This window comes from Bifidobacterium sp. WCA-178-WT-4B (assembly GCF_009696495.1).
Lineage (GTDB): Bacteria > Actinomycetota > Actinomycetes > Actinomycetales > Bifidobacteriaceae > Bifidobacterium > Bifidobacterium infantis.
Genome location: NZ_VULV01000014.1, coordinates 26,059 through 47,360, shown reverse-complemented (window position 1 = coordinate 47,360; position 21,302 = coordinate 26,059). Strand labels below are relative to the sequence as shown.

The window sequence follows — 21,302 nt, the reverse complement described above, 5'->3', positions numbered from 1 at the left end:
CGTTGCAACTGATATGGAGCTGGCTTCCGAGAACAACCTCCATCGAGGCTGAGCCCGCAGGCAGTGCAGCGGAACATCACGATAAAGAACGTGTATTCAGGCAAAGCCAGTACTTCGTCCCGCTCCCACTTCGCCCTGACCTTGCCCCCACAACGAGGACACGGGCTAATCCTGTGGAATTTCATCAAGTGCCTCCTTCATGAATACGATCCAATGGGTGCCGGTCTGTTTCGGTTGTTTGTTGCCGAACAGAGGATGTTGCGGGGTGCAGGCCAATACTTGGGATACGGGGATCTGCGTCTCGTTCCATTTGAAGATCAGGATGCCGGACGGCTCCAGCACCCTGAAGCACTCGGCGAACATGCTCGTGAGGTCATCGGGCCAGCCATGCTCGTCCAGAAGCCCGTACTTGCGCACCATGTACGAGGTGCGCCCTCCGTGTCTGATGTGCGGTGGGTCGAGCACCACGAGCCGGAACGAGTCGTCAGGGAATGGCAGATGACGGTAGTCCATCAGCTGATCGGGTTTCACATCGAAGCGGCGTCCGTCGCACAACTCCCATGATTCGTCGCGGCAGTCGCCGAACAGCACGCGCGGGTCATGCTTGTCGAACCAGAACATGCGTCCACCGCACGCGGGATCAAGAATAGTAGCGCTCATTCTTCCGTTGCCTCCTTCGGTTTGGTTTTTGTAGTCTCGGACGATGCACACGCATCAGTTCATCCTTTCGTCCAACCATTTGATGTCCTCCCAGATCGAGGGCATGACCTGATCGAGAGCGCCACTACTGCTCAACGCCCATACAGCGCCGTAGTTGGTGCATTCGCGTACCGCCGTGACATAACCTTTGTCCGGGTAGACGTGGGATTCCGCAATCCAGTGGAACGGGAGCATTCCTTTGCGCAAAATCAAAGTGAAACGACTGTGCTCAACCTTGATGAAGGTTCTCATGTCGCTCATTCTTCCGTTGCCTTTCCTTGTATTGCCTTGAGTGCAAGCCTCATGGCATCGATATAGTCGGCCCGCGACGCCCGATCGGCGGACTCCCACGAGAAAAAGCAGACGGAGTTCAGCGCATCATAGAGCGCTTTCGCTCCGGCTTCGATTTCCTCGTCCGTGGGCGGGCGCGTGGCTCCGGCGATGTACGCCTCCTGCAGGAGCGCGTTGCCCTTGTACACGTGTTCCGCCTTGCTGCTGATGATGCTCATGCTTCCACCACCTTGGCCGGGCGGAATGGCGCGGAATTTAGAACCTGAACGCTATCCGGTGAGAACCACGCGCGGATGAAGTTCCAGTTATCGGCTCCGATGCACGTGCACTGCACGCTGCCGTCGCGCATCGTCCACATGTTATCGTCCTTGTCGAGCCACAGTCCGTCATGGTCGGGCAGCTTCGGCTTCGGACGCAATGCGTAGGCGAACGCGCAGTTGCTGAGCCACATTTCGCCGGCATAGGAAAGATATGCCCTGAAAGTGGCTGCCTTATCGTCTTTGTCCGCGGCGTCAATCAGATACTGATTCCCGTCATCGGCCACGAAGATATCGCCCACTTGCACGTTTTCGATGTTGTCGATGCGCTTATACTTGGGGTCATCCAACAGTTCGATGGATTGGATATCGCCCATTGGCTCAAAATCACAGGAAGAGTCATAGCCACGTGACGTGTACAAAGAACGGTTATCGCCTAAATCAATATCTCCTGTGTCATCTAACACTCCAGTAACAATGGCGCCGTTCTTCCATGTGGCCTTGACGTGCAGTCCGGCCATCTCCTTACCGGTCTTGCCTTCCCAGAATGGTTTCTCACTCATTGGTGTTCTCCTTTGATTTCCGTTTGAATACGTTGATATGATTTGCTGTTCGTGTACCGGGTGAGCGCCTTGTGCAATAGGGGCAGGTCTTCTGGCAGGTACGCGGTTTTCTGACTGGAATCGATTCTTACCGTGTAGGGGAGTGTGCCCGGATGGGTTTTCGTCCACTCGTCGTAGACCATGCGTCCGAACGTCTGCGCCTCGGCTGCACGTAGGTTGCGTCCCAGTTGGGTTGACAGTCACGGGCCGGCAAGTATCGCCTCATCCTGACGGCTTAACGGCAGTCGCGGCCCTTTCCTCGCCTGTGTCATAGTCGAATATCTCCGTTCATGAATCTGGACGCCGCCACCGGGTCGAGCCTGCATAACGCGATATGGAAGGACGGGGCACGGCAGAACAGTTTGTAGAGCGCTTCGACTGCTTCGTCTAACTGCATAACGTGAAGCCTCCCATGTTGTCCAAGAGCACAAGGCCCTTGCCGTAAACCATGACTGGCACCTGTTCGGGGTGGTCGTTGAAACCGCTGACCAGCCACCCGTTGTCCATCGCCTCACGCTGATGGGTATGCACCCACAAATGGCAACCCTCGTTCGAACCGCTTCCGCACAGCAGTATGAGATTTGATGGCAGGTGGAGTCCGGGGAACGGGTGGCTTCTCAGATGCCTGTGATGACGGGAGAAACCCGCCCAGTTGTAGGTGGTGCCGCAACGGACGCACCGTTCACCATCCCGCCTATCCACAAGACGGCACGTCTCGCGCGACGGGTTAGAACTCGTCATCCGGCTCAAACTCCCCCTGCGGTGTCTGCGGCGCTTGTGCCGTCTGCGGTTGGCTCCAAGGGTCAACTGCCGGCTGACCGGTCTGGGAAGCCTGCGTCGCACCATAGGCGGGGGTCATCGGATTGGCTAGCTGACCATAGTTCTGAACTCCCTGACCGTAATTCTGCTGGCCGTAGTTCGGTTGGAAACCGTTCTGATTGCCCTGCTGCTTGGGTTTCGCGGACATGACCACGAGCGTGCGGGCCGCGATTTCCAGATGCTCGTAGGTTTTCCCATCCTTCTCGCTGACGCGCTTCGACAAGCCGCCGTTCACAAGCACACGGACGCTGAGATTGTTCTGTTTCGCGTTCCTGATCTCGTCAACCACGCCCTTCGCCTCGTTGGAGATGGGACGAACGTCGAACCAGAGTTGGGGCTTGTCCACCCACTGCGACGTGTTCTTGTCCTGATAGGACGGGGTGACACCGACGGTGACAATGCTGCCGCCGTTCTGGAAGTCGTTGACCCTGCCTACATAGCCTTTCAGTTCGATGCTCGGCTCTCCGGCCATCAGCTGTACCTCCTGTACGAATTGGTCTTGTGTTTCTCGCTGGCCGTCCGATTGCAGACCAGCATGTGCGATTGGGCTCCCGCGCAATCAGTGGCGCCGCAGGTGGGGCATTGGTGGAGAGTGATCTTGTCCCCGTGAACCCACAGGCATTTCTCGCACTTGCAGCCCTGCCTCGGGGTGAACTTCACGAGGCCTCCACCAGACTCGTCTCCGCCAACGGCCATAGATTCTGTTCGTCGGCGAGACGTTTGAACCGTCCGTAACCGTATACGGGCGACTGGGTGGACTGGGCCGGAGAACCGTCATCGGTGAACACGCGCATGAGGTTGTTCTGCTTGGCGTCGAAATGCCATACCTGTTTCGCGTTATCCTTGTAGAAGCCGGTCCTCAACGGCCATCCAAACTTGTCGAAGGTCCCGTGAACCGCATACTGGAAGTCTTCGTCATACGCCCACCAGCCGTCCAAAGCGCCGAACTCCTCGGCACGCAGGTACAGGGTCTGGCCGTTCTCGCAGTAGGGACGTACATCGACCGCCGTGTATCTGTTGCCGGACTTCAGCACCACCGTGTCCTTCACCATGACCTTCGTGATGTCGGTGATACGCTCGCCATCATCTTCCGTTGCGGCTTCGGGCTTCGACTCGTAGAGGCGGATATTCCTCACATATTCTTGCGGCTTGACCTCGCCATCGCATACCCAGAACAAGGTGAACACGGTGTCATCGGTATCAGGGCACACCACGCTCCCCAGCACGCCGAACGCCCGGTAGTCTTGAATCAGGTAGCTGAGAAAAGTCATATCGGTCAATTTGCTTATATCCAATAGATTTCCGGCGAAATGGCCTTCCGGCACACGGCCATTGGGCTCGTCGTGTTCGATGCTGTCGAACTCGACCCACATGCCTTCCTTCGCGTCCTTCAAATCAATCTGCTTGCTCATTTGGAGCCTCCTTCTGTGTCTCGGCCTTCTGGCCGTCGTCCGTCTGAGTCCGTTGTTTTATGATCTGCGCTTGGAGCGCCTGTGTCGCGGTCTCGCATTCCGTGAGCGTGATGTTATTCCCGTTCACGTCGCGGCGTCCCACGATTCGACGCATCTCGTTGTTGAAGTCCCGTTCGGAAGCCGAAGCGAATACTGCAAGCCACTGATTCTTCGTCTCGTGCAGCTTGTTCAAATCGGTTTCGGAAGCCATGAGCACGCCTTCGCTGGGAGCCGTCCATTCCGGTTTCTTCTCCTGGGGTTCCTCTACGACGGTCGCCTGAACCTCTTCGACGGCATCCATCTCGTCAGCCATGTACAGGCCCGACAGGTCTTGGGGAAAAGCCTTGCGCAAAGCCAGAGCCTCGGCGCATTTGGCGAGCATGACGGCGGGCTTGGAAGCCCACATGCTGTTCGGCACCTGCTTGCGAAGCGTCTTGTCGTATCGGGTGCCGCAGTATTCGTTGAACAACGCGACTGCGGTGAACACCCCATCGCCGCGTTCCACGACCACTTTCGCGGCGGAGGGATGGCCTGCGCCCAGCCATACGTCATGCCAGACGCCATCCTCCCCGCACCACAGGGTCTCCGGTTCCGCGAACTTCTCACGGTTATGGTCGGCGGCTCGACGGGCAATGAGGCGGAAACCGTCGATGGCGGTCTGAATCGTCCACTTCGTTTCCCACACATCGACCTGCTGGCCGTTCTGCCACTGCTTGACCTTGTTCTTGCGTCCGATCATGTAGACCTGACGGCTGAACGGGTCAAGACCGGTACGCTTGCACTGGTGAAGGAACACAGCAAGGTCCGCATTCGGCGCATCCTGGACACCCATGTGCTGCAAGGCGGCAAGCTGCGTGTTCGACCACCATTCCTGCTCCTTGGTTACGGTAAGATCGTTCACCATTCTGGTTCACTCTCTTCCGTTGAATCTTCTTCGACATGGCCCGTGGTAAGCAAGCCCATCACGTTCGAAGGCTGCAACGTGGCCAGCAAGTCCCGGTACACGTCCTTCACGTAGGAGACGCTGATACCGCCCGAACTGCCTCTGCCCAGCTCACAGCCAGCCGGATACTCGCCAGCCGGTTTCGTCACCTCGCCCGACTGTTCGTCCGCGAACTCCAAAGACTTCAGATTGTCGATATACGAAGGTTCCAGAGCCGCCTTCACCGGAATCGTGACCATTTCGGTCATATCCTCCTTGCCGTTCGCAAGAAGCCAATCCACATACGCTTGCTGGTCAACGCACTTGCTTTTGCCCTTGCCTCCCACGCGCAGGGTGATGTCCGCGACATGCAGGCCGTTGATGTTGATGGAATCGGAACGGTTGTTCACGTCCATGTCATCCTCGATCTGGGAGCGCAGTCGTTTTCCTATCTCCGTGAAGCCGGCGATAAGCGCGTCCGTCTGCGCCAGCAGGGTCTTGACCTGATCGGGACGCAGTTCACTCGCGTCGAAATCATCCGAGATAAAAGGGGTGAGCTTGGCCATTATTCTTCCTTTCTTCTTTTGCGTGCTTCAATACCCAGGACACGAATGGTGCCCGCCACCGCGTCCAGAAAATCGTCAACATCCTCCACGTCGTAGACCTCGCCGTGAAGCAGGGAACGATACGTGCGGAACTTTCTGCGCGGACATCATTCGGGGTCAACATGAGAACCCCTCGACTGCATGGACAATTGTTCCTCTCGTTCCATCAGGTGACTGTGACGCCAAGTACGCGACTTGCCCTGCTTGTGTGACGCCTCCGCATAATCGGCCACATGGTCACGGCCAACATCCCCGACGACCTTCGACGCCTCGTTCCAATCCGAGTACACGCGATCGTTCACTGCCACATACTTGTCCGCGAGATAACGGACGCAATCACCGAGATAACGGATGGCTCTGGCGATAGAGTTGGAATCAGATGCCATCAGTCCGCGTCCTCCGATTGAATCTGAGCCCACGTTTTCTCCATGAGCAGACTCATTTGGTCGAACGGTGATATTGCCATGATGTTGTCCCTCCACTGGGATGGTTGGTTGTTGTCCTTCTGCGTCGGAGCTGACACGTCCGAAAACCCTTGTATTGGTTTTTCCGGCGTAGGACGCGAAGGGGTTAAATTTTCTGAGCGCCAAGCCGGGAGTCGAACCCGGTGCACCTTGGAGAAGTCCATGACCATTGGAAGGCTTCGTAGGTGCGGCACCATGCGCTTGGCTGCCACCGGACGAGGAAGTAAAGGAATAAAGAACCCCGCCCGGAAGAATCATTTGGGTTGGATGAGGGTGTTGGAGCCCTCGGGTGTGACGATCAGCTGGTCGGCGTTCTTCAAAGCGTCGATGTAATGCTGCCGGAGCACGTTGTCGGTCAGGGAATCGTTCAGCACCTTGTTCGCGTCGGCCTCGCCCTGCGCCTTGATGCGCTTCGTCTCGGCCTCGACCTTCGCGGTCTCCTGCTCGTTCTTCGCCTTCTGCTTGGCGACCTCGGCGGCTTGGGCTTGCGCGTAGCTGTCGGTAATGGACTTCGGGTAGCGGATGTCTTGCACGGACACCTGTTCGACGGTCAGGCCGATGCTCTTCCATTTCGAGGTGAGCGCGTCCTGCACGGCCTTCGTGTACTTGCCACGGTCGGTGAGCATCGTGATCGTGTCGAACTTGCCGGAGGTTTCACGGGCCACGCTGCGCAGGTCGTTGCCGATGTAGTTCTGCGTGAACGTGGTCTGCTTGCCGTATTCCGAGTAGAGCATTTCGGCGGCGGACGGTTCGAGCGAATAGTTGACCTGAATGTCGATGTTCGCGCTGGCACCGCTACGGTCGTTGACCGTGATCTCCTTGCCTTCCGCGCTGCCGCCGTCGTACTTGTAGTCGGTGTCCTTGAAGAAGTTGATGAGGTTGTTGCGCGTATCGTATTTGATGACCGACTGCCACGGCGCCTTCGCATGGAAGCCCGCGTTCTCCGCATGACCGGCGACGGAGCCGCCCATGTTGCGGATGACGGCCACCTCGCCTACGTCCAGCGAGTATAGGCATGCCGGAATCATCAACAGTGCGGCGACGATGATGGGAATGAAGCCGAAACCGGCTCCGTCGCCACCGTTGGCGAGTGCGACGGCTATCATGCCGACTCCGATGAGCAGGAGTGTTACGGCGAGTATGAACCAGATCATTTTTGTGTTCCTTTCGACAATGCGAACGAGAGCATGACGGGCGAACAGCACATGAAGCCTGCGAGAATGCTCCACGGGCCCGCATAGGGTTGCAGTGAGAGAATCAGGAACCCGGTCGCCGCCAACGTCAGACAAGTGATTGTCTTCGTGTTCTCATGCCGGTGCCGGCGTTCATCAGGTGAATGCTGCCAGCCGGAGCAGTGAGCCCCATACGTTTTCCTGTTCATGACATGTCCTTTCCGCGTGGCCGGACTCGGATTCGAACCGAGAACGTCCTTGCCGCCACCGTGTTTCTGGTTTCTGAGAGATGGATGACGAGTCCTATGGTGTGGCGGCGATGGTGCGTGTCCAGACACCCCGAAGGGTTCCGGCCGATGGTTGCCGCAGCAGATCGCAGTATGGTATTTATTTGCCTGTAGTCGATAGGTGGATAAAAAACGACCCACTGCGGCAAGACTTGTTAATTTCTTGACAGCACATCCGTGCAGGAGCGAAGCCTTCTCAGGTAGTCCGCTCTGCGGGCGGCTTCTCTCAGCCAGTCTTTCTTGACTTCTATCGGGTTGAGGGAGGGGCTTGAAATACTCACGCAATCGCATCCGCAGTCGTAGACCATTCCTTTGCCGACGATCTCTACAAGCGTCGGACGCTTATTGCAGATGGGGCATTCGGGAAGAGGTGCGTCCAGTGTTTTCTCAGACCGGTCCGCCAACTCATTCCAATGGTCGGCAGCGTCGGCCTTATTACAGTAATTGACGCTCAATCCGGAAGGACGCTTGGGATAATCGCAGTCGATGCACCGGCAATTCCAGAACCTGGTGCTGGCACCGCTTCCGAGCATTGAGCATCCGGCGCAGTAGACCGATGGGGTCTTGCCGCAGATGGGGCATGGCTTGATCTCCGGTACGGGTGGCTCTTCATACAGGTTTTCCGGCTCTTCGGAACGTTTGTTGAAACCAAACATGGGTTACTCGGTTTCCGTGATGGTCAGACTACGATTCGAAGTGTTCATAATGTCTCGATTCATTGAGAGGAGGTGAATATGGCTTTCGTCAAGTTCAATAAGGACTTCGATGACCGGTTGAAACAGATGGCCGTTCGTGCTGTGAAGGAGCAGAACGGCAATCGCTGCTATTACTGTGGTGCCGAAGTCGAGGACATGTCCGGTGTAGGCGAATCACAGTTGCCGGTCTGCCTGGATTGCGTGGCCAAGGGACTACCTGTTTCCTCCGGCCAGTAACTGTCCACGAGGGCGATGAAGTCCTTGGCGAAGCTCCTGAGCTTGCGCATATCCGGTACGATCTCCACTCCTACCTTTCCGCTGTAAATCTCAGGGGCTTCCATGTTTTCTGTACTCATGCTGTTACCTCCAATACAGGAGACTCAGAAAGACGCTGCTCAGCTTCTGGCTTGGGAGACTCAGAAGGGGGAATCGACCGCATAATCTGTCGTTCCTCTTCTGCGGCAATCGCGATGTCAACAGCAGAGCCCCAACCGAGGAGAGGGGCAATGCGGTCCATTACCTTGGCGTTCCAAGAGCTTTTGCCGGTCATGTAATGACTAAGCACTGTCTGGTCGATATTCAGTTCGGACGCGAGCTGATACTGCTTCTTCTTGATTCGCAGAAGGCGTACCGATATTGCCTGCGAGATGAATGCGTTGGTGTCCATGAAGTCTCCGTATCTTATATACGATATTTAACAATGTGTTTGTACCGTATTCCGATTTGCTGGTTACAACTATATATCTTATTTAAGATATGTCAAATAACGACACGCCCGACAAGATATGTTATATGAGATATACTGTTTGTTATGAACGCAAAAATCTCAAACACAGATATCGCAATAGGTGCATACCTTGACGCGAGAATGAAGGACAAGCATCTCACTCAGATGGATATCGCAAAAGCGATAGGCAGAAAGGCCCAGTCCTATGTCAGCGATCGGCTGACGGGAAAAAAGTCATTCCTGATTTCCGAGCTGGATATCATCGCGCCGATGGTCGGACTTCCTGATTCCCTTGCCCTCATAGCCGCTTCGGTAGGCCGCAGGCGAGTCGAATAGTGTTAGACTAGCTCATGTCGCGCCTCCTTCTGGTGGTGTGGCAATGCTGAGAGGTTCGCCGGTTCTTCGCGGGATGGGCGGACCTCTTTTTCGTTCCCGTTGATTCGAGCAAGGTTCATCTCAGACGGCGGTTCCGTCAATCCGATAGAACATTTGTTTGATTGCATGATTCTGATTGTGCACCAGATATTGGATAACCGCAATTGAATATGCCGATTCATCTATACGGTCGCGAGCGTAGACTCTTCTTGTACACGAAAAACAGGGGGGTTGCCCATGTCATTGGATTTTGTAGCTCTAGATTTCGAAACGGCGAACAACAATCCAGCCTAAATATGCCAGATCGGCGCGGTCAAATTTAGAGACGGAGAACCAGTGGATTCGTTCGCGAGTCTTGTCAAACCACATGAACGACTCAATCTCTTCGAATATGAAAAGCATACGGAGCTCCACCATATAACGAAGAGCGACATTCTCGAAGCGCCAGAATGGCCGGAAGTACTGGGACGGTTTGAATCATATTTCGTAGAAGACCTCCCGCTTGTCGCGCATCGAGCGGCTAACGCCGATGCGAAGATGATGCGTGAGGATTGCATTTTGTACCGTATGCCGATGCTGGAGAACGGTTGGATTGACACCTGGGCTTTAGCGAAAGAACTATTGCCGAACCTGCCGAATCACAGGTACAAGACGATATGCAAACATTTCGGCATCGACATGGGCTCCTATCATCAGGCGGTTGACGATGCGAATGGAGCTGGGCAAATACTGCTCAAACTCGCGCAATCCGCCCATGCCGATGATTTTGAAGCGCTGGAGTATGCGTGGAATGACGCCAAATACAATGTGAGCGGACGATTCCCCGACGATCTGGTTTCATACGCGAAATCGCATGAAAGAGATACGCCCAATAAATGGCTGGAAGGGATGCACCCGACCGTTAAGAAGGGCGATGCCTGCGTACGGTGCGGAAAAGAGATAGGAGACGATGCCTCATATACCGCACGTAAAAGCGGCATGTGCGGCACCCAGTGCAAAGCCGAGGCATTAAAACAAGCCAAAGACCTTGCCTCAGTTATTAAGAACTTCCGACCTATTTCTACGCATTATTCTATTTATAGTTAGCCGAAAGTGAATGGTCCCGTCCTCCTGTACTAAGGGACGGGACCATTTTTCTGAAGCCGGGAATATGCTCACGCTTTCCATTCGATCTGCTTCAAATCGAGCCCGTCGCCTATCGTCTCCATGCCGCGCATCAAATCCTCCACCGGCACGGTGCGGTAATGCTCGCTCATGGCTATGCTCGAATGGCCGACGATGCGTTGGATGATGCCGGGATCAACCTTCATGTGGAACAGGAGCGATACGACGGAATTGCGGCATTCATGCCCGTACCGGTTCTCGTAGTCGGGGATGCCCGCCCTGCGCATGAGGTCGCGGAAACCGGCCCTGTCATCCAACGCGGCCAACGGCATACCCTCGCGCGTCCTGAATATCAGGTTGTACGGGTTCGGGATGATATTCTCCGTGGCCTCCAGATACCGGTGCACGACGGTGCCCAACTGGGGGATTATCGGCACGACCTTGCCTCTCGCGGACTTCGGCGGCGTCAAAGCGTACCCCTTGCACAGGTGTATCATGTCGTATCCGTCCGGCACCCTCCACCGGTATCGGGGGCAGCTCGAAGGCCGTTTGAAGCCGCACGGGTATCTTCCGTCCCTGCCGGGCTCCCCACACCCATGCTCCTTGTCGAGGCTTTCCAGTTTCCAGTTCACCGTGTAGGTGCCTATCCATATCTCGCCGCTGTCCGGGGTTTCCAACGTCTTGTCCCGCCACAGGTCGAGATCGTCCAACGTGGCTCCCAGTATCTCCCCCTGCCTCATGCCGGTGAGCAGACGCCACCATTGGCGTGCCCCCAGAAACAGGTCGTCGGAGGACGCTTCGAGCATGTCCTGCATCTGCTCCACGGTGAACGCCTTGCGGTCCTGCGTGCCGCTGCGCCTGTCCGCCGACACGGCCACGGGCCCGTTGATGGTGCGCCGGTCCCCGGCCAATCCCGTGTCCCTGCGTTTCGGCCTTGCCGCGCTGGTGACCGGACTGGTGGGTATCAGCCGGTCGGCCACCGCCGCCTTGAATATCTGGTTAAGGATGTTGTAGAAGCCAAGCTGCCGGTTGTACGAGCATGGGGTGCCGTCGAGGTTGCGCATGTTGGCTATCATGCGCTGCACCGCCGAGGCGGTCACTTCGCCCAGCTTCTCGTTCGCGTACTTGCACAGGTGCACGCTTATGAGGCTCGCGTAGTTGTTGATGGACTTGGGTTTCAGGTCGCGTCGTTTCAGCTCGAACCATCGTTCCGCGTACTCGCCGAGCCGGGTGGCGCGGTCTACGCCCATGCCCCATTCGGTTTTCTCCTTGAGGGCTTCGGCTATTTTCCTGTCGCATTCCTTGTAGGTCTTGGCGGACACCCATCGGCCGTCCACCTTGGCCTGCCAGTTCACGTATGTCTTTACCGTGCCGTCCTTGAGTGTTTTCCGCTGCTCGTGGCGGATGGGGTAGACCGCTCCGGTTTTCCTTATCCTAGGCATTCAGCATCCTTCATTCTCCAACATTCTCCAACAAACAATCCGTGGCGAATGGTATTCCAATGGTATACCAATCGTATCAAATCGTTGGAATTCCGCCGTTCTTTCCGTGGGGGCCGTTGATTTCATTATACGTTACTGGATGTGGAAGGTGTGCTGAACTAGCACCTTTTGTTTCTGACTAAGACCCCTTGGAACGTCAACAATTCCAAGGGGTCTTGGCGTATTGAAAATGTTCTTGGCTAGAGAGATGCAGATGGATTTAGCAACATTTCGCAACAAATAATATGATCTAGGTCTTCTACACGTTGCGGGCGTTGGTTATGGTTCATCCAGATGAGAACAGGAGCAAACCTATGAGCAAGATGAGTGACATGACGGAATACCATGCTTCAGCCTACCGTTTGCCGTCAGGCTTCGAGCATTGTTCGAAATTAAAGCCGATGGTTGAGGCGGTTACGGCGCTGGACCGGGTCAAGGCCGTGGTGGACGTGCTGTATTCGCCGGGCGGCTGCCCGTGGGACGGTAAGCAGACGAACGAGCCACTGCTCAAGAATCTGCTTGAGGAAACCTACGAATACGTCGACGCGGTGGAAACTCACGACCGTGACAACATGCGCGAGGAACTGGGCGATGTGCTGTTGCAATCCGTGTTTCAGGCGCGGGTCTGCGAATCGGATGCCGAGGATCCTTTTGGTATTGACGAGGTCGCCGGCCGGTTGGTGAACAAGCTCATCACTCGGCATCCGCATGTGTTTGCGGCTGATGATGCCGGCAATTCCTCCGAATCTTCTGATGCTTTTGATGCTGACGGCAACGACGGTGGAGAGACTACCCAACCCGAATCCCCGGAAGCCGTAGTGGCTCTATGGGAAAAGATGAAACAGCAGGAAAAGCATCGTAAATCCGTGCTTGAGGGCATTTCCCGCGCTCAAGGTGCGTCGCCTCGCGCGGCCAAAGTCGTTTCTCGTATCTCCAAATCGCCGAATGCTGATAGATTGTTCGCGGCGTTTGATAAGCCGGCTGCGGCTGACACGAAGCAAGATGACGAGCAGCCTCAAGCGGCGATTCAATCCGAATCAAACGGTGACAATTCTCCTGAACATGAGAAGGCCGATGCCTACGCCGATGAAATCCTCGCCATCGTGCGTCGAGCCCGCTCGGACGGTATCGATATTGAAGCAGCATTGTGCAACTGTCTACGCGATGCTGAATCACGCGTTGAATCCATTGAAAACTACATTCGGATGCGATGAGTGAATCTATTTTTGGGCTCTTGATGAAGGCCTCCATTGCTATAGCGTCGGTGGTGAGACAAGACATGAGCTTCTGGCGACGCTGGGGGATGTTCAATGTCAGTAATGGTTCAAGGTTTGGACTGCTGACGTCGCTGAGACACCTTAGCGTCGTTAACGGGTCAAGTTCTGGCGATCAAACGACGATAAAAAGGGGCTTAGCGTCGTTAGCTGTACATAAGTTGGCACGGCAACGATACTGGAGCGCATGATCGTTGGTGCCGTGCCAAACTTTGGCCGACCTCCGACAAATGAGAAGGACTAACGTCGGTGGCTGCTCAAAGTTTGGCGCGCTGGCGACGCTGTAAGAGAAAAAGAGTGGAGTCGAACCGGCAATAGCATTTATTCGGTTTGTTCTCTAGTCCAATTGCGTCAGGCAAGGCCTGTTGTAAGCTCGGGTACGGCGGGCGGTAGCGCCGGATAAGGATGAATGGGAACAGAACGAAGACGGACTGAAACGAACCGAAGCGGCACAAGAGGGGAGCGGCTCATGCAGGTGGCGTTGGAGAACAACATCGTTTTTGTGGTCATCGAGTACTTCGCTATTTTGTGTTGGGGACTGTCCGGCGGACTTGCCGCCATTCGCAAGGGCTATGACATCTTCACCATTATGCTGTGCGGCTGGCTGACTGCACTCGGCGGCGGTCTTGTGCGCGACGTAATGCTCGGTGCCCTGCCGCCGGTCGGCATCACCGACAAAGGCCTTGTGCTCACTACGCTGTTCTCCGGCATTATCGTGGTGGTGGCCCACCCGGAGATTACCAAACTCAAATGGACGATGACTGTCATCGATGCTCTGGGCCTCGGACTATTCGCAGTCAATGGCACCGCAAAAGCGCTGGCATACGGTTCCTCAAGCATGACCGCCGTATTCCTGGGCATGTTCACAGCACTGGCCGGCGGCCTCATTCGTGACATCTTCATTGGCGACGTGCCAATGATTATTCGGGACAAACACCTCTATGCTGTGCCCTCGTTTATCGGCTGCATATTGACTGTGTTGGTATGGCGTGGCGCGAGATACGGCTGGTTCGACATGCGCTCGGAAATGCTGCTCGATGTACTGATCGTTATCATCGTGGTGGCGCTGCGACTGTTTTCGGTAGGCTTCAACGTCACTCTGCCCGGAGCCGTCGAACGTCATCGTGTGTATCTGCCTAGCGAAAAACGGCATATTCAGCAATCAGCTGGCCGAGACCACGCTAATACCATGGATGATGGGGGTACGCCTCAGGATGATTCAAGACCGCCTCAGGGCTAGTTGCTTTCAAAGAGGTACCTGAAGCACGAAACATCGAGTATAAGCGTTGCAATGACGGCGTTTATAATTGGGTTTTCCCGTATCCGGTACCTCTCTGAACGGAGATGTCATTTCGCAAGACCGCCAATGTACCTCTTTGAACGGAGATATAAAAAGTCCCCGCAAGCCAGATGACTTGCGGGGACTTGCTAAAACCTTAAGAGGCTTATGCTCACAGAGCGTTGATCGCAACAGCGAGGCCAGACTTGCGGTTGGCGGCCTGATTCCTGTGGATTACGCCAGCGCCAGCAGCCTTGTCGAGCTTCTGGGCGGCAACCTTGTAGGCGGCCTCGGCGGCAGCCTTGTCACCGGCGGCGATGGCTTCGCGGGTGGCGCGGATGGCGGTCTTCAGGCCGGACTTCACAGCCACGTTGCGAAGGTGCGCCTTCTCATTGGTGAGCACGCGCTTCTTCTGCGACTTAATGTTTGCCACGTTTACTCCAAACAATGTGTGTTATAAGGACATACAAGAGTTAAAGGATAGCATGAGCCCCGGAAAAACCCGCGCAATGCCACGCCGAATACAGTCCCTCGGCTACACTAGGTGAAGTTTGAGTATATGCCAAGAGGAGGAATGCGTTGGTCATCCAACACAATCAGCCGGGTTCCACTGATCAGTCGGTGATTCGCAACTTCTGTATCATCGCACACATCGACCACGGCAAGTCGACCGTGGCCGACCGCATCCTGCAGTTGAGCGGCATTGTGCCCGAGCGAGAGATGCGCGATCGCTTCCTTGACCGTATGGATATCGAGCAGGAGCGTGGCATCACCATCAAATCCCAGGCCGTGCGCGTGCCATGGACCTTTGACGGTACCGAATACACGCTCGGTATGATCGACACCCCCGGCCACGTGGACTTCACCTATGAGGTGTCCCGCGCACTGGCCGCCTGCGAAGGCGCGGTGCTGCTCGTCGACGCTACCCAGGGCATCGAAGCGCAGACCCTGTCTAACCTGTACATGGCCATCGACCATGATCTGGCCATCATTCCCGTGCTCAACAAAATCGACCTGCCGTCCGCAGAACCGGACAAGCATGCCGAGGAGATCGCAGGTCTGATCGGCTGCGAGCCGAGCGACGTGCTGCGCGTCTCCGGCAAAACCGGCGAAGGCGTGGCCGACCTGCTCGACCAGATCGTCATGGACGTGCCCGCCCCGCACGGCGACCCCGATGCCCCCGCCCGCGCGCTGATCTTCGACTCTGTCTACGACTCCTACCGCGGCATCGTCACCTACATCCGTATGGAGGACGGCGAACTGCACGACCGCGAAAAAGTGCACATGATGGGTATCGGCATGACCCATGATCCCATCGAGATCGGTGTGATCAGTCCGGACATGACCCGCACCAAGGCACTCGGTGCCGGCGAGGTCGGCTACATCATCACCGGTGCGAAAGATGTGAGTCAGTCCAAGGTGGGCGACACCCTGACCTCGGCCGTCCGCCCGGCCACCGAGCCGCTGCCTGGCTACCGCGACCCCAAGCCGATGGTCTACGCCGGTTTGTTCCCGATCGACAACGCGCAATTCCCCGAACTGCGTGATGCACTCGACAAACTCAAGCTCAACGGCGCCGCCCTGATCTACACGCCGGAAACCTCCGTGGCTCTGGGTTTCGGCTTCCGCTGTGGCTTCCTGGGTCTGCTGCACATGGAAATCGTCAACGAGCGACTCTCCCGCGAGTTCGGCCTCGACCTTATCCAGACCGCCCCGAACGTCACCTACGACGTGACCGCCGAGGATGGCAGCCAGCATCATGTGACCAACCCGAGCGAATTCCCGGACGGCAAGATCAAGAAGATCGTCGAGCCGATGGTTGCCGCCGACATCATCACGCCCAAGGAATTCATCGGTGCGGTGATGGATCTGTGCCAGGACCACCGCGGCATTATGGGCACGATGGAGTACATCTCCACCGACCGTGTGGAGATGCACTACCGCATTCCACTGGCCGAAATCGTGTTCGACTTCTTCGATCAGCTCAAGTCCCGTACCAAGGGCTACGCCTCCCTTGATTACCACGAGGACGGCGAGCAGTCCGCCGATTTGGTCAAGGTGGACATCCTTATTCAGGGCGAGAAGGTCGATGCGTTCAGTGCCATCGTTCACCGCGATAAGGCGTATTCGTATGGTGTGATGATGACCAAGAAATTGCGTAGTCTGATTCCTCGCCAGCAGTTTGAGATTCCGATTCAGGCTGCGATTGGTTCGCGCATCATCGCGCGTGAGAACATTCGTGCGTTACGCAAGGACGTGCTCGCCAAATGCTATGGCGGCGACATCACCCGTAAGCGCAAGTTGCTCGAAAAGCAGAAGGCTGGCAAGAAGCGTATGAAGATGCTCGGCCATGTAGAGGTGCCGCAGGAGGCGTTCATCGCCGCCCTGTCCACCGGCGAGGATTCCAACGACCGCGACACCAAAGACAAGATCCGCGCCGCGCAGAAGACGGAAGGCTGAGCGGGTGCCGGAGGCTCGCCTCGCCGGGGAGTCTTCGGCACGGATGGCTGAGGGGAGTAACGGTTGACCTACGAGATCTACATTCATGTGCCGTTCTGTCTGCGGCGGTGCGGCTACTGCGATTTCAACACCTATACGGCCACGGACCTCGGTGCGGGCGCCTCGCGCGGTCATTACGCCCAGATGGTCATCCGGGAGATGGCTCTGATCAGGCAATGGCAGTGCGATCACGGCATCGAGGAGCCTGCCGCCTCCACCGTGTTCTTTGGCGGAGGCACTCCCACGGTTCTCGCCGCCGCCGATCTGGTGGCCATGGTGGATGCCATCCGCGGGATCTGGGGTCTGACGCCCGACGCCGAGATCACCACCGAAGCCAACCCGGATACGGTCGATGAGGCTTACATAGCCGAGCTTGCCGACGGCGGTTTCACCCGCATATCCTTCGGCATGCAGTCAGCCGTGCCGCACGTGCTGGCGACGCTCGACCGCACGCACACGCCGTCCAACGTGGCCGCCGGCGTTGACGCCGCCACCATGGCCGGACTGCGTTCCAGCGTGGATCTGATCTACGGCGCGCCGGGGGAGAGCCTTGAGGATTGGCGCACTTCGGTTGAGGCCGCTCTCGATCTCGGTGTGCATCATATCTCCGCTTATGCGCTGACCGTGGAACCCACCACGAAAATGGGCCGTCGGATCGCCGCCGGCACCTTGCCCAAGCCGGATGACGATGATGAGGCCGCCAAATACGAGCTCGCCGACGAGCTGTTCACCCAAGCCGGTCTCGATTGGTATGAGATTTCCAACTGGGCCCGCCCCGGATACGAGAGCCGGCATAATCTCGGGTATTGGCGCAACGTCGATTGGGCGGGGCTGGGTCCCGGCGCCCATTCCCATTACCGTTGCCATGCGGTGTCTTCCAATGGGTACGGCCTGCGCAGTTGGGACATCGCCCACCCCCGTCTCTGGGGAGTCGCCATCAACGAACACCGTGTGCCGTGGGCCGATAGTGAGCGGATCACCGCCGAGGAGAACCTCGAGGAACTGATCATGCTTGGTCTGCGTATGCGTGAAGGGCTCGATCTGGAGCGCATCGATCGCGTCATTGCCGTGGATCGGCTTACGCCGATGATCGAAGAGGGCCTGGTCACCGTGGTCGATGGACGCCGGGTGGTGCCCACGCGGCGCGGCAGGCTCATCAATGACACGGTCATCGAACGGTTCTTCGATCTCGCCGGTATCTAGGAACGGAGCGTCGTGGAGTATGCTCGAATCATGACGCGCTACCTATGCGCCCCCGACTCCTTCAAAGAGAGCTTGACCGCCATGCAGGCGGCCGAGGCGATGGCTCGGGGGATTGAGAATGCCGATCGCGATGCCGAGATTCGCTGTCTTCCCATGGCCGACGGCGGTGAAGGGACCGTGCATGCGCTCGTCGACGCCACCGGGGGGACGATGCATGCCGTTCCGGTTCATGATCCGCTCGGTCGACTTATCGAAGGCCGGTTCGGAGTGCTTGCCGATGGCGCGACCGCCGTGGTCGAGACCGCCGAGGCCAGCGGTCTCGCCAGACTCAACGCGGAGGAACGAAACCCGCTGATCGCGTCATCCTATGGTACCGGCGAACTGTTGCTCGCCGCCGCCCGTCTTGGCGTTCGACGAATCATCGTCGGTCTCGGTGGCAGCGCCACCAATGACGCCGGCGCCGGCCTCCTGCAATCCCTCGGCGTGCGTCTCCTGGACGCGAACGGCGACGAGCTGGGACGTGGGGGAGCGGCCTTGGCCGATGTATCCGTCATCGACATCACAACGATGGATCCGGCCATTGGGAACGTGTCCATCATCGCCGCCTGCGATGTAACCAATCCGTTGACCGGTCCCACTGGCGCCAGCGCGGTGTTCGGACCGCAGAAGGGGGCCGGTGCCGATGATGTCGTCACGTTGGACGCCGCCTTGGCGCATTTCGCGCGTCTGATCGAAAGCCGTTTCGGCGTGGACGTGAGCGATGTGCCCGGCGCTGGTGCCGCGGGCGGCATCGGTGCCGCGTTGAAGGGTTTCTTTGGCGCCGAGTTTCGATCGGGCGTCGATATCGTCATCGAGCAATCCGGTCTTGACGAGGCCGTGCGATGGGCTGACGTGGTGTTCACCGGGGAAGGCGCCATCGATGCTCAGACCGGATTCGGCAAAGCTCCTGCCGGTGTGGCCGGAGTGGCCAAACGGTATGGCAAGCCCGTTGTCGCCGTGGCCGGATGTGTTGGTGTGGGAATCGACGGGTTACATGGACTCGGCATCGACGCGGTTTTCGGCATCGCGCCCGGCGCTTCGAGCCTCAACGACCTGCTGGCCGATGCGGCCGCCAATGTGACGCGCACCACCGAGCAGATCGTGCGGGTCATGCGGATGAAATGAACGTTTCGTCAAGCCGCCTACCCGGACACATGGCATGGGGGCGAGAGAGAAGTGGACTTCGTTGTCCGATTGTCATTCAGTTATCACTGTGTTTGATTATCACTGTGTTGAATTATCGGTTGTCTGAACGGGAATCGTCCGCGGCGGTTCAGCGGGCGTCCTTATCGGTGCCGGCGATGATGTCGGAGAACATCTTGCTGTCGGCGTATCCGGCGCGGGCGACGGAGTTCATGCCGCAGAGGGCGAGACCGCGCACCATGGAATTCTTGAAGGACATAGTCACTGCCTTTCGTTCATGCAGAGCCGAAAACGGCCTTGCTCCTGTTGTTTCCTTGCTGTCGATGACGTTCGGGTCCTGATGCGACATCCGTCGTCAGGCGTGCGTCCCGTCGATTCAGCGAGCGCTCTTGTTGGCTTCGTTGATCAGGTCGGCGAGGATGGTGTCGTTGGCGCGGCCGTACTGGGTCGTGGAGCTCATGCCGTACATAGCGAGACCGCGCATCATGGAATCCTTGAAAGACATCATGTTTCCTTTCGTTGGTCAAAGCCTTGTGGCTTTGAGTTATATACTGGCTTCCTTTTGAAACCGGTTTCAGAATAGCGCGGTTCGATGACAAACGCAAGAGCGAAATTCCGCCCTCGGCGTTTCCCGCTCGTTGGCGCATCCGGCCCATACGTCGCCCTCCGCGCCATGGCCTACAATGAGACGCGGAAAACCAAGGATTCGTGACCGGGACGCGGGTGCATGACGGCGTCCATGTCCGGCGGCTATGGCGGGAGAGATGAGGATGGCGAAAAGCACGGGCCGCACCAGACCGGTGATCAAGGATGTGGCCAGGTTGGCCGGGGTTTCGGCACCGACCGTCTCCCGGTATCTCAACGGCACCGTCAACGTCGCCGAGGACAAGTGCGAACGCATCGCCAAAGCCATCAGCCAGTTGGGCTATGAGCCGAACATCGTGGCGCGTGCCTTATCGAACCGGGAGATGGATTCCGTGGTGGTGTTCGCCGCCAACCCGTCCGCTTTCTCCACATCCGAAACGAATCATGGCGTGGAGGCCGCCGCGCGAAGGCGCCGGTTCCTGCTGAACATCGTTTCCCTGGATGAATCCGACATGGAATCCGTCGAGGCGCGTGTGCGCATGGGCCGGTCGATCAGGCCGGCCGGAGTGATCGTCTACGAATATGATCGGGCCGGCATCGCCGCGCTCGAACACATTCCCAAAGACATGCCGATGGTCGTGGTGGGCGGTAGTTTCGGAGACGGCGATTATCAGATCATCAACGCCGAAAGGGATGGCGGACGCTGGATGACCATGCACCTGCTGGATCTCGGGCATCGCACCGTCTTCCACGTGGGGCGCCCGGCGGGGCCGACCGCCAACACCAGGACCAACGGCTGGCGCGATGCGCTCGAGGAACGTGGCATCGCGGCGCCCGATCCGATCATCGTGCCCGACGATGATCTGGATGAGTCGGTCAAGGCCGGTCGCGTCCTGGGACGACGCGACGAGGTGACCGCGATCTTCGCCGACAACGATGAGATCGCCGTGGCCGTGATCCGAGGCCTGAGGGAGGTCGGGCGCCGCGTGCCCGATGATGTGAGCGTCGTGGGGTTCGACGACCGTAACTTCGGTGCCATGTGGAATCCCGCGTTGACCAGTTACACGCAGAATTTCCTGGACATGGGGGAGCGATCCTTCCGCATGCTGTTCGAGCGGATCCAAGCCAAACGCACCGGTGACGGCATGCCGCCCTCGCAGGTCGAAGTGGTGCAGGGCGAACCCTGTCTTCGCGCCTCCGAACGTGCGTATGACGGCGGCGAAGCCCTGTAGCGGGCCGACCACGTCCCGCCCGTCATCGTCGCGGATCGCCTGATTCGGAATATGGACACGCGAAACGTAAATGACATGGAGCAACGGTACTGTGTCA

Annotated in this window: 26 protein-coding genes; 9 read left to right on the top strand and 17 right to left on the bottom strand. The window is 57.5% G+C overall.

From position 1 onward, the window contains the following. Nucleotides 1–165 precede the first annotated feature (165 nt). The 12 genes from FYJ31_RS09780 to FYJ31_RS09725 form a co-directional block, all read right to left on the bottom strand. On the bottom strand, nt 166–660 hold the full coding sequence (locus FYJ31_RS09780; RefSeq protein WP_071477957.1) for a class I SAM-dependent methyltransferase: 495 nt from the start codon (nt 658–660) through the stop codon (nt 166–168). Between the two features lie 54 nt (nt 661–714). After that, the gene (locus FYJ31_RS09775) at nt 715–960 is read right to left on the bottom strand and encodes a hypothetical protein (protein WP_071477956.1); all 246 of its coding nucleotides are present in this window, start codon (nt 958–960) and stop codon (nt 715–717) included. Then, nucleotides 957–1,208 (bottom strand): hypothetical protein, encoded by a 252-nt coding sequence (locus FYJ31_RS09770; RefSeq protein WP_154536586.1) that lies wholly within the window; start codon nt 1,206–1,208, stop codon nt 957–959. Before FYJ31_RS09770 ends, FYJ31_RS09775 begins: the two co-directional genes overlap by 4 nt. Next, nucleotides 1,205–1,810 carry a hypothetical protein gene (locus tag FYJ31_RS09765; RefSeq protein ID WP_229774042.1) on the bottom strand — a complete coding sequence of 202 codons (606 nt, stop codon included), beginning with the start codon at nt 1,808–1,810 and terminating at the stop codon, nt 1,205–1,207. The genes FYJ31_RS09770 and FYJ31_RS09765 overlap by 4 nt, the downstream gene beginning before the upstream one ends. 426 nt (nt 1,811–2,236) lie before the next feature. Beyond that, on the bottom strand, nt 2,237–2,590 hold the full coding sequence (locus FYJ31_RS09760) for an HNH endonuclease (protein WP_071477955.1): 354 nt from the start codon (nt 2,588–2,590) through the stop codon (nt 2,237–2,239). Further along, nucleotides 2,577–3,140, bottom strand: a complete 564-nt coding sequence (locus FYJ31_RS09755) for a hypothetical protein (protein ID WP_071477954.1) — start codon at nt 3,138–3,140, stop codon at nt 2,577–2,579. The genes FYJ31_RS09760 and FYJ31_RS09755 overlap by 14 nt, the downstream gene beginning before the upstream one ends. A gap of 184 nt (nt 3,141–3,324) precedes the next feature. After that, entirely contained in the window at nt 3,325–4,080 is a 756-nt protein-coding gene (locus FYJ31_RS09750; RefSeq protein ID WP_071477952.1) for a hypothetical protein, read from the bottom strand. Then, the gene (gene bet / locus FYJ31_RS09745) at nt 4,064–5,023 is read right to left on the bottom strand and encodes a phage recombination protein Bet (protein ID WP_154536585.1); all 960 of its coding nucleotides are present in this window, start codon (nt 5,021–5,023) and stop codon (nt 4,064–4,066) included. Before bet ends, FYJ31_RS09750 begins: the two co-directional genes overlap by 17 nt. Next, complete coding sequence (locus FYJ31_RS09740; protein ID WP_071477950.1) at nt 5,017–5,607, bottom strand: hypothetical protein; 591 nt, start codon at nt 5,605–5,607, stop codon at nt 5,017–5,019. Before FYJ31_RS09740 ends, bet begins: the two co-directional genes overlap by 7 nt. A gap of 146 nt (nt 5,608–5,753) precedes the next feature. After that, a complete protein-coding gene (locus tag FYJ31_RS09735) occupies nt 5,754–6,032 on the bottom strand; it encodes a hypothetical protein (protein ID WP_154536584.1) in 279 nt (92 codons plus the stop codon). 332 nt (nt 6,033–6,364) lie between these two features. Further along, nucleotides 6,365–7,264 carry a prohibitin family protein gene (locus FYJ31_RS09730; RefSeq protein ID WP_071477947.1) on the bottom strand — a complete coding sequence of 300 codons (900 nt, stop codon included), beginning with the start codon at nt 7,262–7,264 and terminating at the stop codon, nt 6,365–6,367. Nucleotides 7,265–7,724: 460 nt separating this feature from the next. Beyond that, nucleotides 7,725–8,225: a solute carrier organic anion transporter gene (locus tag FYJ31_RS09725; protein ID WP_143081261.1), complete on the bottom strand. Its 501-nt coding sequence runs from the start codon at nt 8,223–8,225 to the stop codon at nt 7,725–7,727. 78 nt (nt 8,226–8,303) lie between these two features. Here FYJ31_RS09725 and FYJ31_RS09720 point away from each other — a divergent pair, with 78 nt between their 5' ends. Then, nucleotides 8,304–8,501 carry a hypothetical protein gene (locus FYJ31_RS09720; protein WP_015713547.1) on the top strand — a complete coding sequence of 66 codons (198 nt, stop codon included), beginning with the start codon at nt 8,304–8,306 and terminating at the stop codon, nt 8,499–8,501. A 115-nt stretch (nt 8,502–8,616) separates the two neighbouring features. On the opposite strand, the gene FYJ31_RS09715 is transcribed toward FYJ31_RS09720, so the two are convergent. Further along, nucleotides 8,617–8,931 carry a helix-turn-helix domain-containing protein gene (locus FYJ31_RS09715; protein ID WP_071477946.1) on the bottom strand — a complete coding sequence of 105 codons (315 nt, stop codon included), beginning with the start codon at nt 8,929–8,931 and terminating at the stop codon, nt 8,617–8,619. A gap of 144 nt (nt 8,932–9,075) precedes the next feature. On the opposite strand from FYJ31_RS09715, the gene FYJ31_RS09710 reads away from it, so the two are divergent. Together FYJ31_RS09710 and FYJ31_RS09705 are read left to right on the top strand one after the other, a co-directional pair. Further along, on the top strand, nt 9,076–9,327 hold the full coding sequence (locus FYJ31_RS09710) for a hypothetical protein (RefSeq protein ID WP_071477945.1): 252 nt from the start codon (nt 9,076–9,078) through the stop codon (nt 9,325–9,327). A gap of 333 nt (nt 9,328–9,660) precedes the next feature. Further along, nucleotides 9,661–10,452, top strand: a complete 792-nt coding sequence (locus tag FYJ31_RS09705; protein ID WP_326831204.1) for a 3'-5' exonuclease — start codon at nt 9,661–9,663, stop codon at nt 10,450–10,452. Between the two features lie 68 nt (nt 10,453–10,520). Here FYJ31_RS09705 and FYJ31_RS09700 read toward each other — a convergent pair whose 3' ends face one another. Then, nucleotides 10,521–11,912, bottom strand: coding sequence for a site-specific integrase (locus tag FYJ31_RS09700; protein ID WP_071477943.1), 1,392 nt, complete (start codon nt 11,910–11,912; stop codon nt 10,521–10,523). 353 nt (nt 11,913–12,265) lie between these two features. On the opposite strand from FYJ31_RS09700, the gene FYJ31_RS09695 reads away from it, so the two are divergent. Together FYJ31_RS09695 and FYJ31_RS09690 are read left to right on the top strand one after the other, a co-directional pair. Continuing rightward, a complete protein-coding gene (locus FYJ31_RS09695) occupies nt 12,266–13,165 on the top strand; it encodes a MazG nucleotide pyrophosphohydrolase domain-containing protein (protein ID WP_195839491.1) in 900 nt (299 codons plus the stop codon). A 529-nt stretch (nt 13,166–13,694) separates the two neighbouring features. Next, nucleotides 13,695–14,465: a trimeric intracellular cation channel family protein gene (locus FYJ31_RS09690; protein WP_143724705.1), complete on the top strand. Its 771-nt coding sequence runs from the start codon at nt 13,695–13,697 to the stop codon at nt 14,463–14,465. 211 nt (nt 14,466–14,676) lie between these two features. Here FYJ31_RS09690 and rpsT read toward each other — a convergent pair whose 3' ends face one another. Continuing rightward, nucleotides 14,677–14,937: a 30S ribosomal protein S20 gene (gene rpsT / locus FYJ31_RS09685; RefSeq protein WP_012577807.1), complete on the bottom strand. Its 261-nt coding sequence runs from the start codon at nt 14,935–14,937 to the stop codon at nt 14,677–14,679. A gap of 146 nt (nt 14,938–15,083) precedes the next feature. On the opposite strand from rpsT, the gene lepA reads away from it, so the two are divergent. The 3 genes from lepA to FYJ31_RS09670 all read left to right on the top strand — a co-directional run bounded on the left by lepA (nt 15,084) and on the right by FYJ31_RS09670 (nt 19,370). Continuing rightward, on the top strand, nt 15,084–16,964 hold the full coding sequence (gene lepA, locus FYJ31_RS09680) for a translation elongation factor 4 (protein ID WP_154536581.1): 1,881 nt from the start codon (nt 15,084–15,086) through the stop codon (nt 16,962–16,964). A gap of 63 nt (nt 16,965–17,027) precedes the next feature. Next, nucleotides 17,028–18,206, top strand: coding sequence for a radical SAM family heme chaperone HemW (gene hemW / locus FYJ31_RS09675; RefSeq protein WP_065472376.1), 1,179 nt, complete (start codon nt 17,028–17,030; stop codon nt 18,204–18,206). Between the two features lie 99 nt (nt 18,207–18,305). Then, nucleotides 18,306–19,370 (top strand): glycerate kinase family protein, encoded by a 1,065-nt coding sequence (locus tag FYJ31_RS09670; RefSeq protein ID WP_229774052.1) that lies wholly within the window; start codon nt 18,306–18,308, stop codon nt 19,368–19,370. Nucleotides 19,371–19,518: 148 nt separating this feature from the next. Here FYJ31_RS09670 and FYJ31_RS13110 read toward each other — a convergent pair whose 3' ends face one another. Both FYJ31_RS13110 and FYJ31_RS13105 read right to left on the bottom strand, forming a co-directional pair. Further along, nucleotides 19,519–19,647 (bottom strand): hypothetical protein, encoded by a 129-nt coding sequence (locus FYJ31_RS13110; protein ID WP_014484945.1) that lies wholly within the window; start codon nt 19,645–19,647, stop codon nt 19,519–19,521. Between the two features lie 117 nt (nt 19,648–19,764). After that, nucleotides 19,765–19,896, bottom strand: coding sequence for a hypothetical protein (locus FYJ31_RS13105; RefSeq protein ID WP_256755803.1), 132 nt, complete (start codon nt 19,894–19,896; stop codon nt 19,765–19,767). A 262-nt stretch (nt 19,897–20,158) separates the two neighbouring features. Between FYJ31_RS13105 and FYJ31_RS09665 the strand changes: the two genes are divergently transcribed. Then, a complete protein-coding gene (locus FYJ31_RS09665) occupies nt 20,159–21,205 on the top strand; it encodes a LacI family DNA-binding transcriptional regulator (RefSeq protein ID WP_154536579.1) in 1,047 nt (348 codons plus the stop codon). Nucleotides 21,206–21,302 lie beyond the last annotated feature (97 nt).

What these genes read in the sequence shown, in the direction of transcription:
- FYJ31_RS09750 (WP_071477952.1), bottom strand. Translation starts at nt 4,080, where the DNA reads ATGAGCAAGCAGATTGATTTGAAGGACGCGAAGGAAGGCATGTGGGTC.
- FYJ31_RS09755 (WP_071477954.1), bottom strand. Translation starts at nt 3,140, where the DNA reads ATGGCCGGAGAGCCGAGCATCGAACTGAAAGGCTATGTAGGCAGGGTC.
- FYJ31_RS09695 (WP_195839491.1), top strand. Translation starts at nt 12,266, where the DNA reads ATGAGCAAGATGAGTGACATGACGGAATACCATGCTTCAGCCTACCGT.
- FYJ31_RS09765 (WP_229774042.1), bottom strand. Translation starts at nt 1,810, where the DNA reads ATGAGTGAGAAACCATTCTGGGAAGGCAAGACCGGTAAGGAGATGGCC.
- FYJ31_RS09735 (WP_154536584.1), bottom strand. Translation starts at nt 6,032, where the DNA reads ATGGCATCTGATTCCAACTCTATCGCCAGAGCCATCCGTTATCTCGGT.
- FYJ31_RS09775 (WP_071477956.1), bottom strand. Translation starts at nt 960, where the DNA reads ATGAGCGACATGAGAACCTTCATCAAGGTTGAGCACAGTCGTTTCACT.
- FYJ31_RS09730 (WP_071477947.1), bottom strand. Translation starts at nt 7,264, where the DNA reads ATGATCTGGTTCATACTCGCCGTAACACTCCTGCTCATCGGAGTCGGC.
- FYJ31_RS09710 (WP_071477945.1), top strand. Translation starts at nt 9,076, where the DNA reads ATGAACGCAAAAATCTCAAACACAGATATCGCAATAGGTGCATACCTT.
- FYJ31_RS13105 (WP_256755803.1), bottom strand. Translation starts at nt 19,896, where the DNA reads ATGATGTCTTTCAAGGATTCCATGATGCGCGGTCTCGCTATGTACGGC.
- FYJ31_RS09690 (WP_143724705.1), top strand. Translation starts at nt 13,695, where the DNA reads ATGCAGGTGGCGTTGGAGAACAACATCGTTTTTGTGGTCATCGAGTAC.
- FYJ31_RS09770 (WP_154536586.1), bottom strand. Translation starts at nt 1,208, where the DNA reads ATGAGCATCATCAGCAGCAAGGCGGAACACGTGTACAAGGGCAACGCG.
- FYJ31_RS09670 (WP_229774052.1), top strand. Translation starts at nt 18,306, where the DNA reads ATGGCTCGGGGGATTGAGAATGCCGATCGCGATGCCGAGATTCGCTGT.
- FYJ31_RS13110 (WP_014484945.1), bottom strand. Translation starts at nt 19,647, where the DNA reads ATGTCCTTCAAGAATTCCATGGTGCGCGGTCTCGCCCTCTGCGGCATG.
- FYJ31_RS09715 (WP_071477946.1), bottom strand. Translation starts at nt 8,931, where the DNA reads ATGGACACCAACGCATTCATCTCGCAGGCAATATCGGTACGCCTTCTG.
- FYJ31_RS09725 (WP_143081261.1), bottom strand. Translation starts at nt 8,225, where the DNA reads ATGTTTGGTTTCAACAAACGTTCCGAAGAGCCGGAAAACCTGTATGAA.
- bet (WP_154536585.1), bottom strand. Translation starts at nt 5,023, where the DNA reads ATGGTGAACGATCTTACCGTAACCAAGGAGCAGGAATGGTGGTCGAAC.
- FYJ31_RS09665 (WP_154536579.1), top strand. Translation starts at nt 20,159, where the DNA reads ATGGCGAAAAGCACGGGCCGCACCAGACCGGTGATCAAGGATGTGGCC.
- FYJ31_RS09760 (WP_071477955.1), bottom strand. Translation starts at nt 2,590, where the DNA reads ATGACGAGTTCTAACCCGTCGCGCGAGACGTGCCGTCTTGTGGATAGG.
- FYJ31_RS09700 (WP_071477943.1), bottom strand. Translation starts at nt 11,912, where the DNA reads ATGCCTAGGATAAGGAAAACCGGAGCGGTCTACCCCATCCGCCACGAG.
- FYJ31_RS09720 (WP_015713547.1), top strand. Translation starts at nt 8,304, where the DNA reads ATGGCTTTCGTCAAGTTCAATAAGGACTTCGATGACCGGTTGAAACAG.
- FYJ31_RS09780 (WP_071477957.1), bottom strand. Translation starts at nt 660, where the DNA reads ATGAGCGCTACTATTCTTGATCCCGCGTGCGGTGGACGCATGTTCTGG.
- FYJ31_RS09740 (WP_071477950.1), bottom strand. Translation starts at nt 5,607, where the DNA reads ATGGCCAAGCTCACCCCTTTTATCTCGGATGATTTCGACGCGAGTGAA.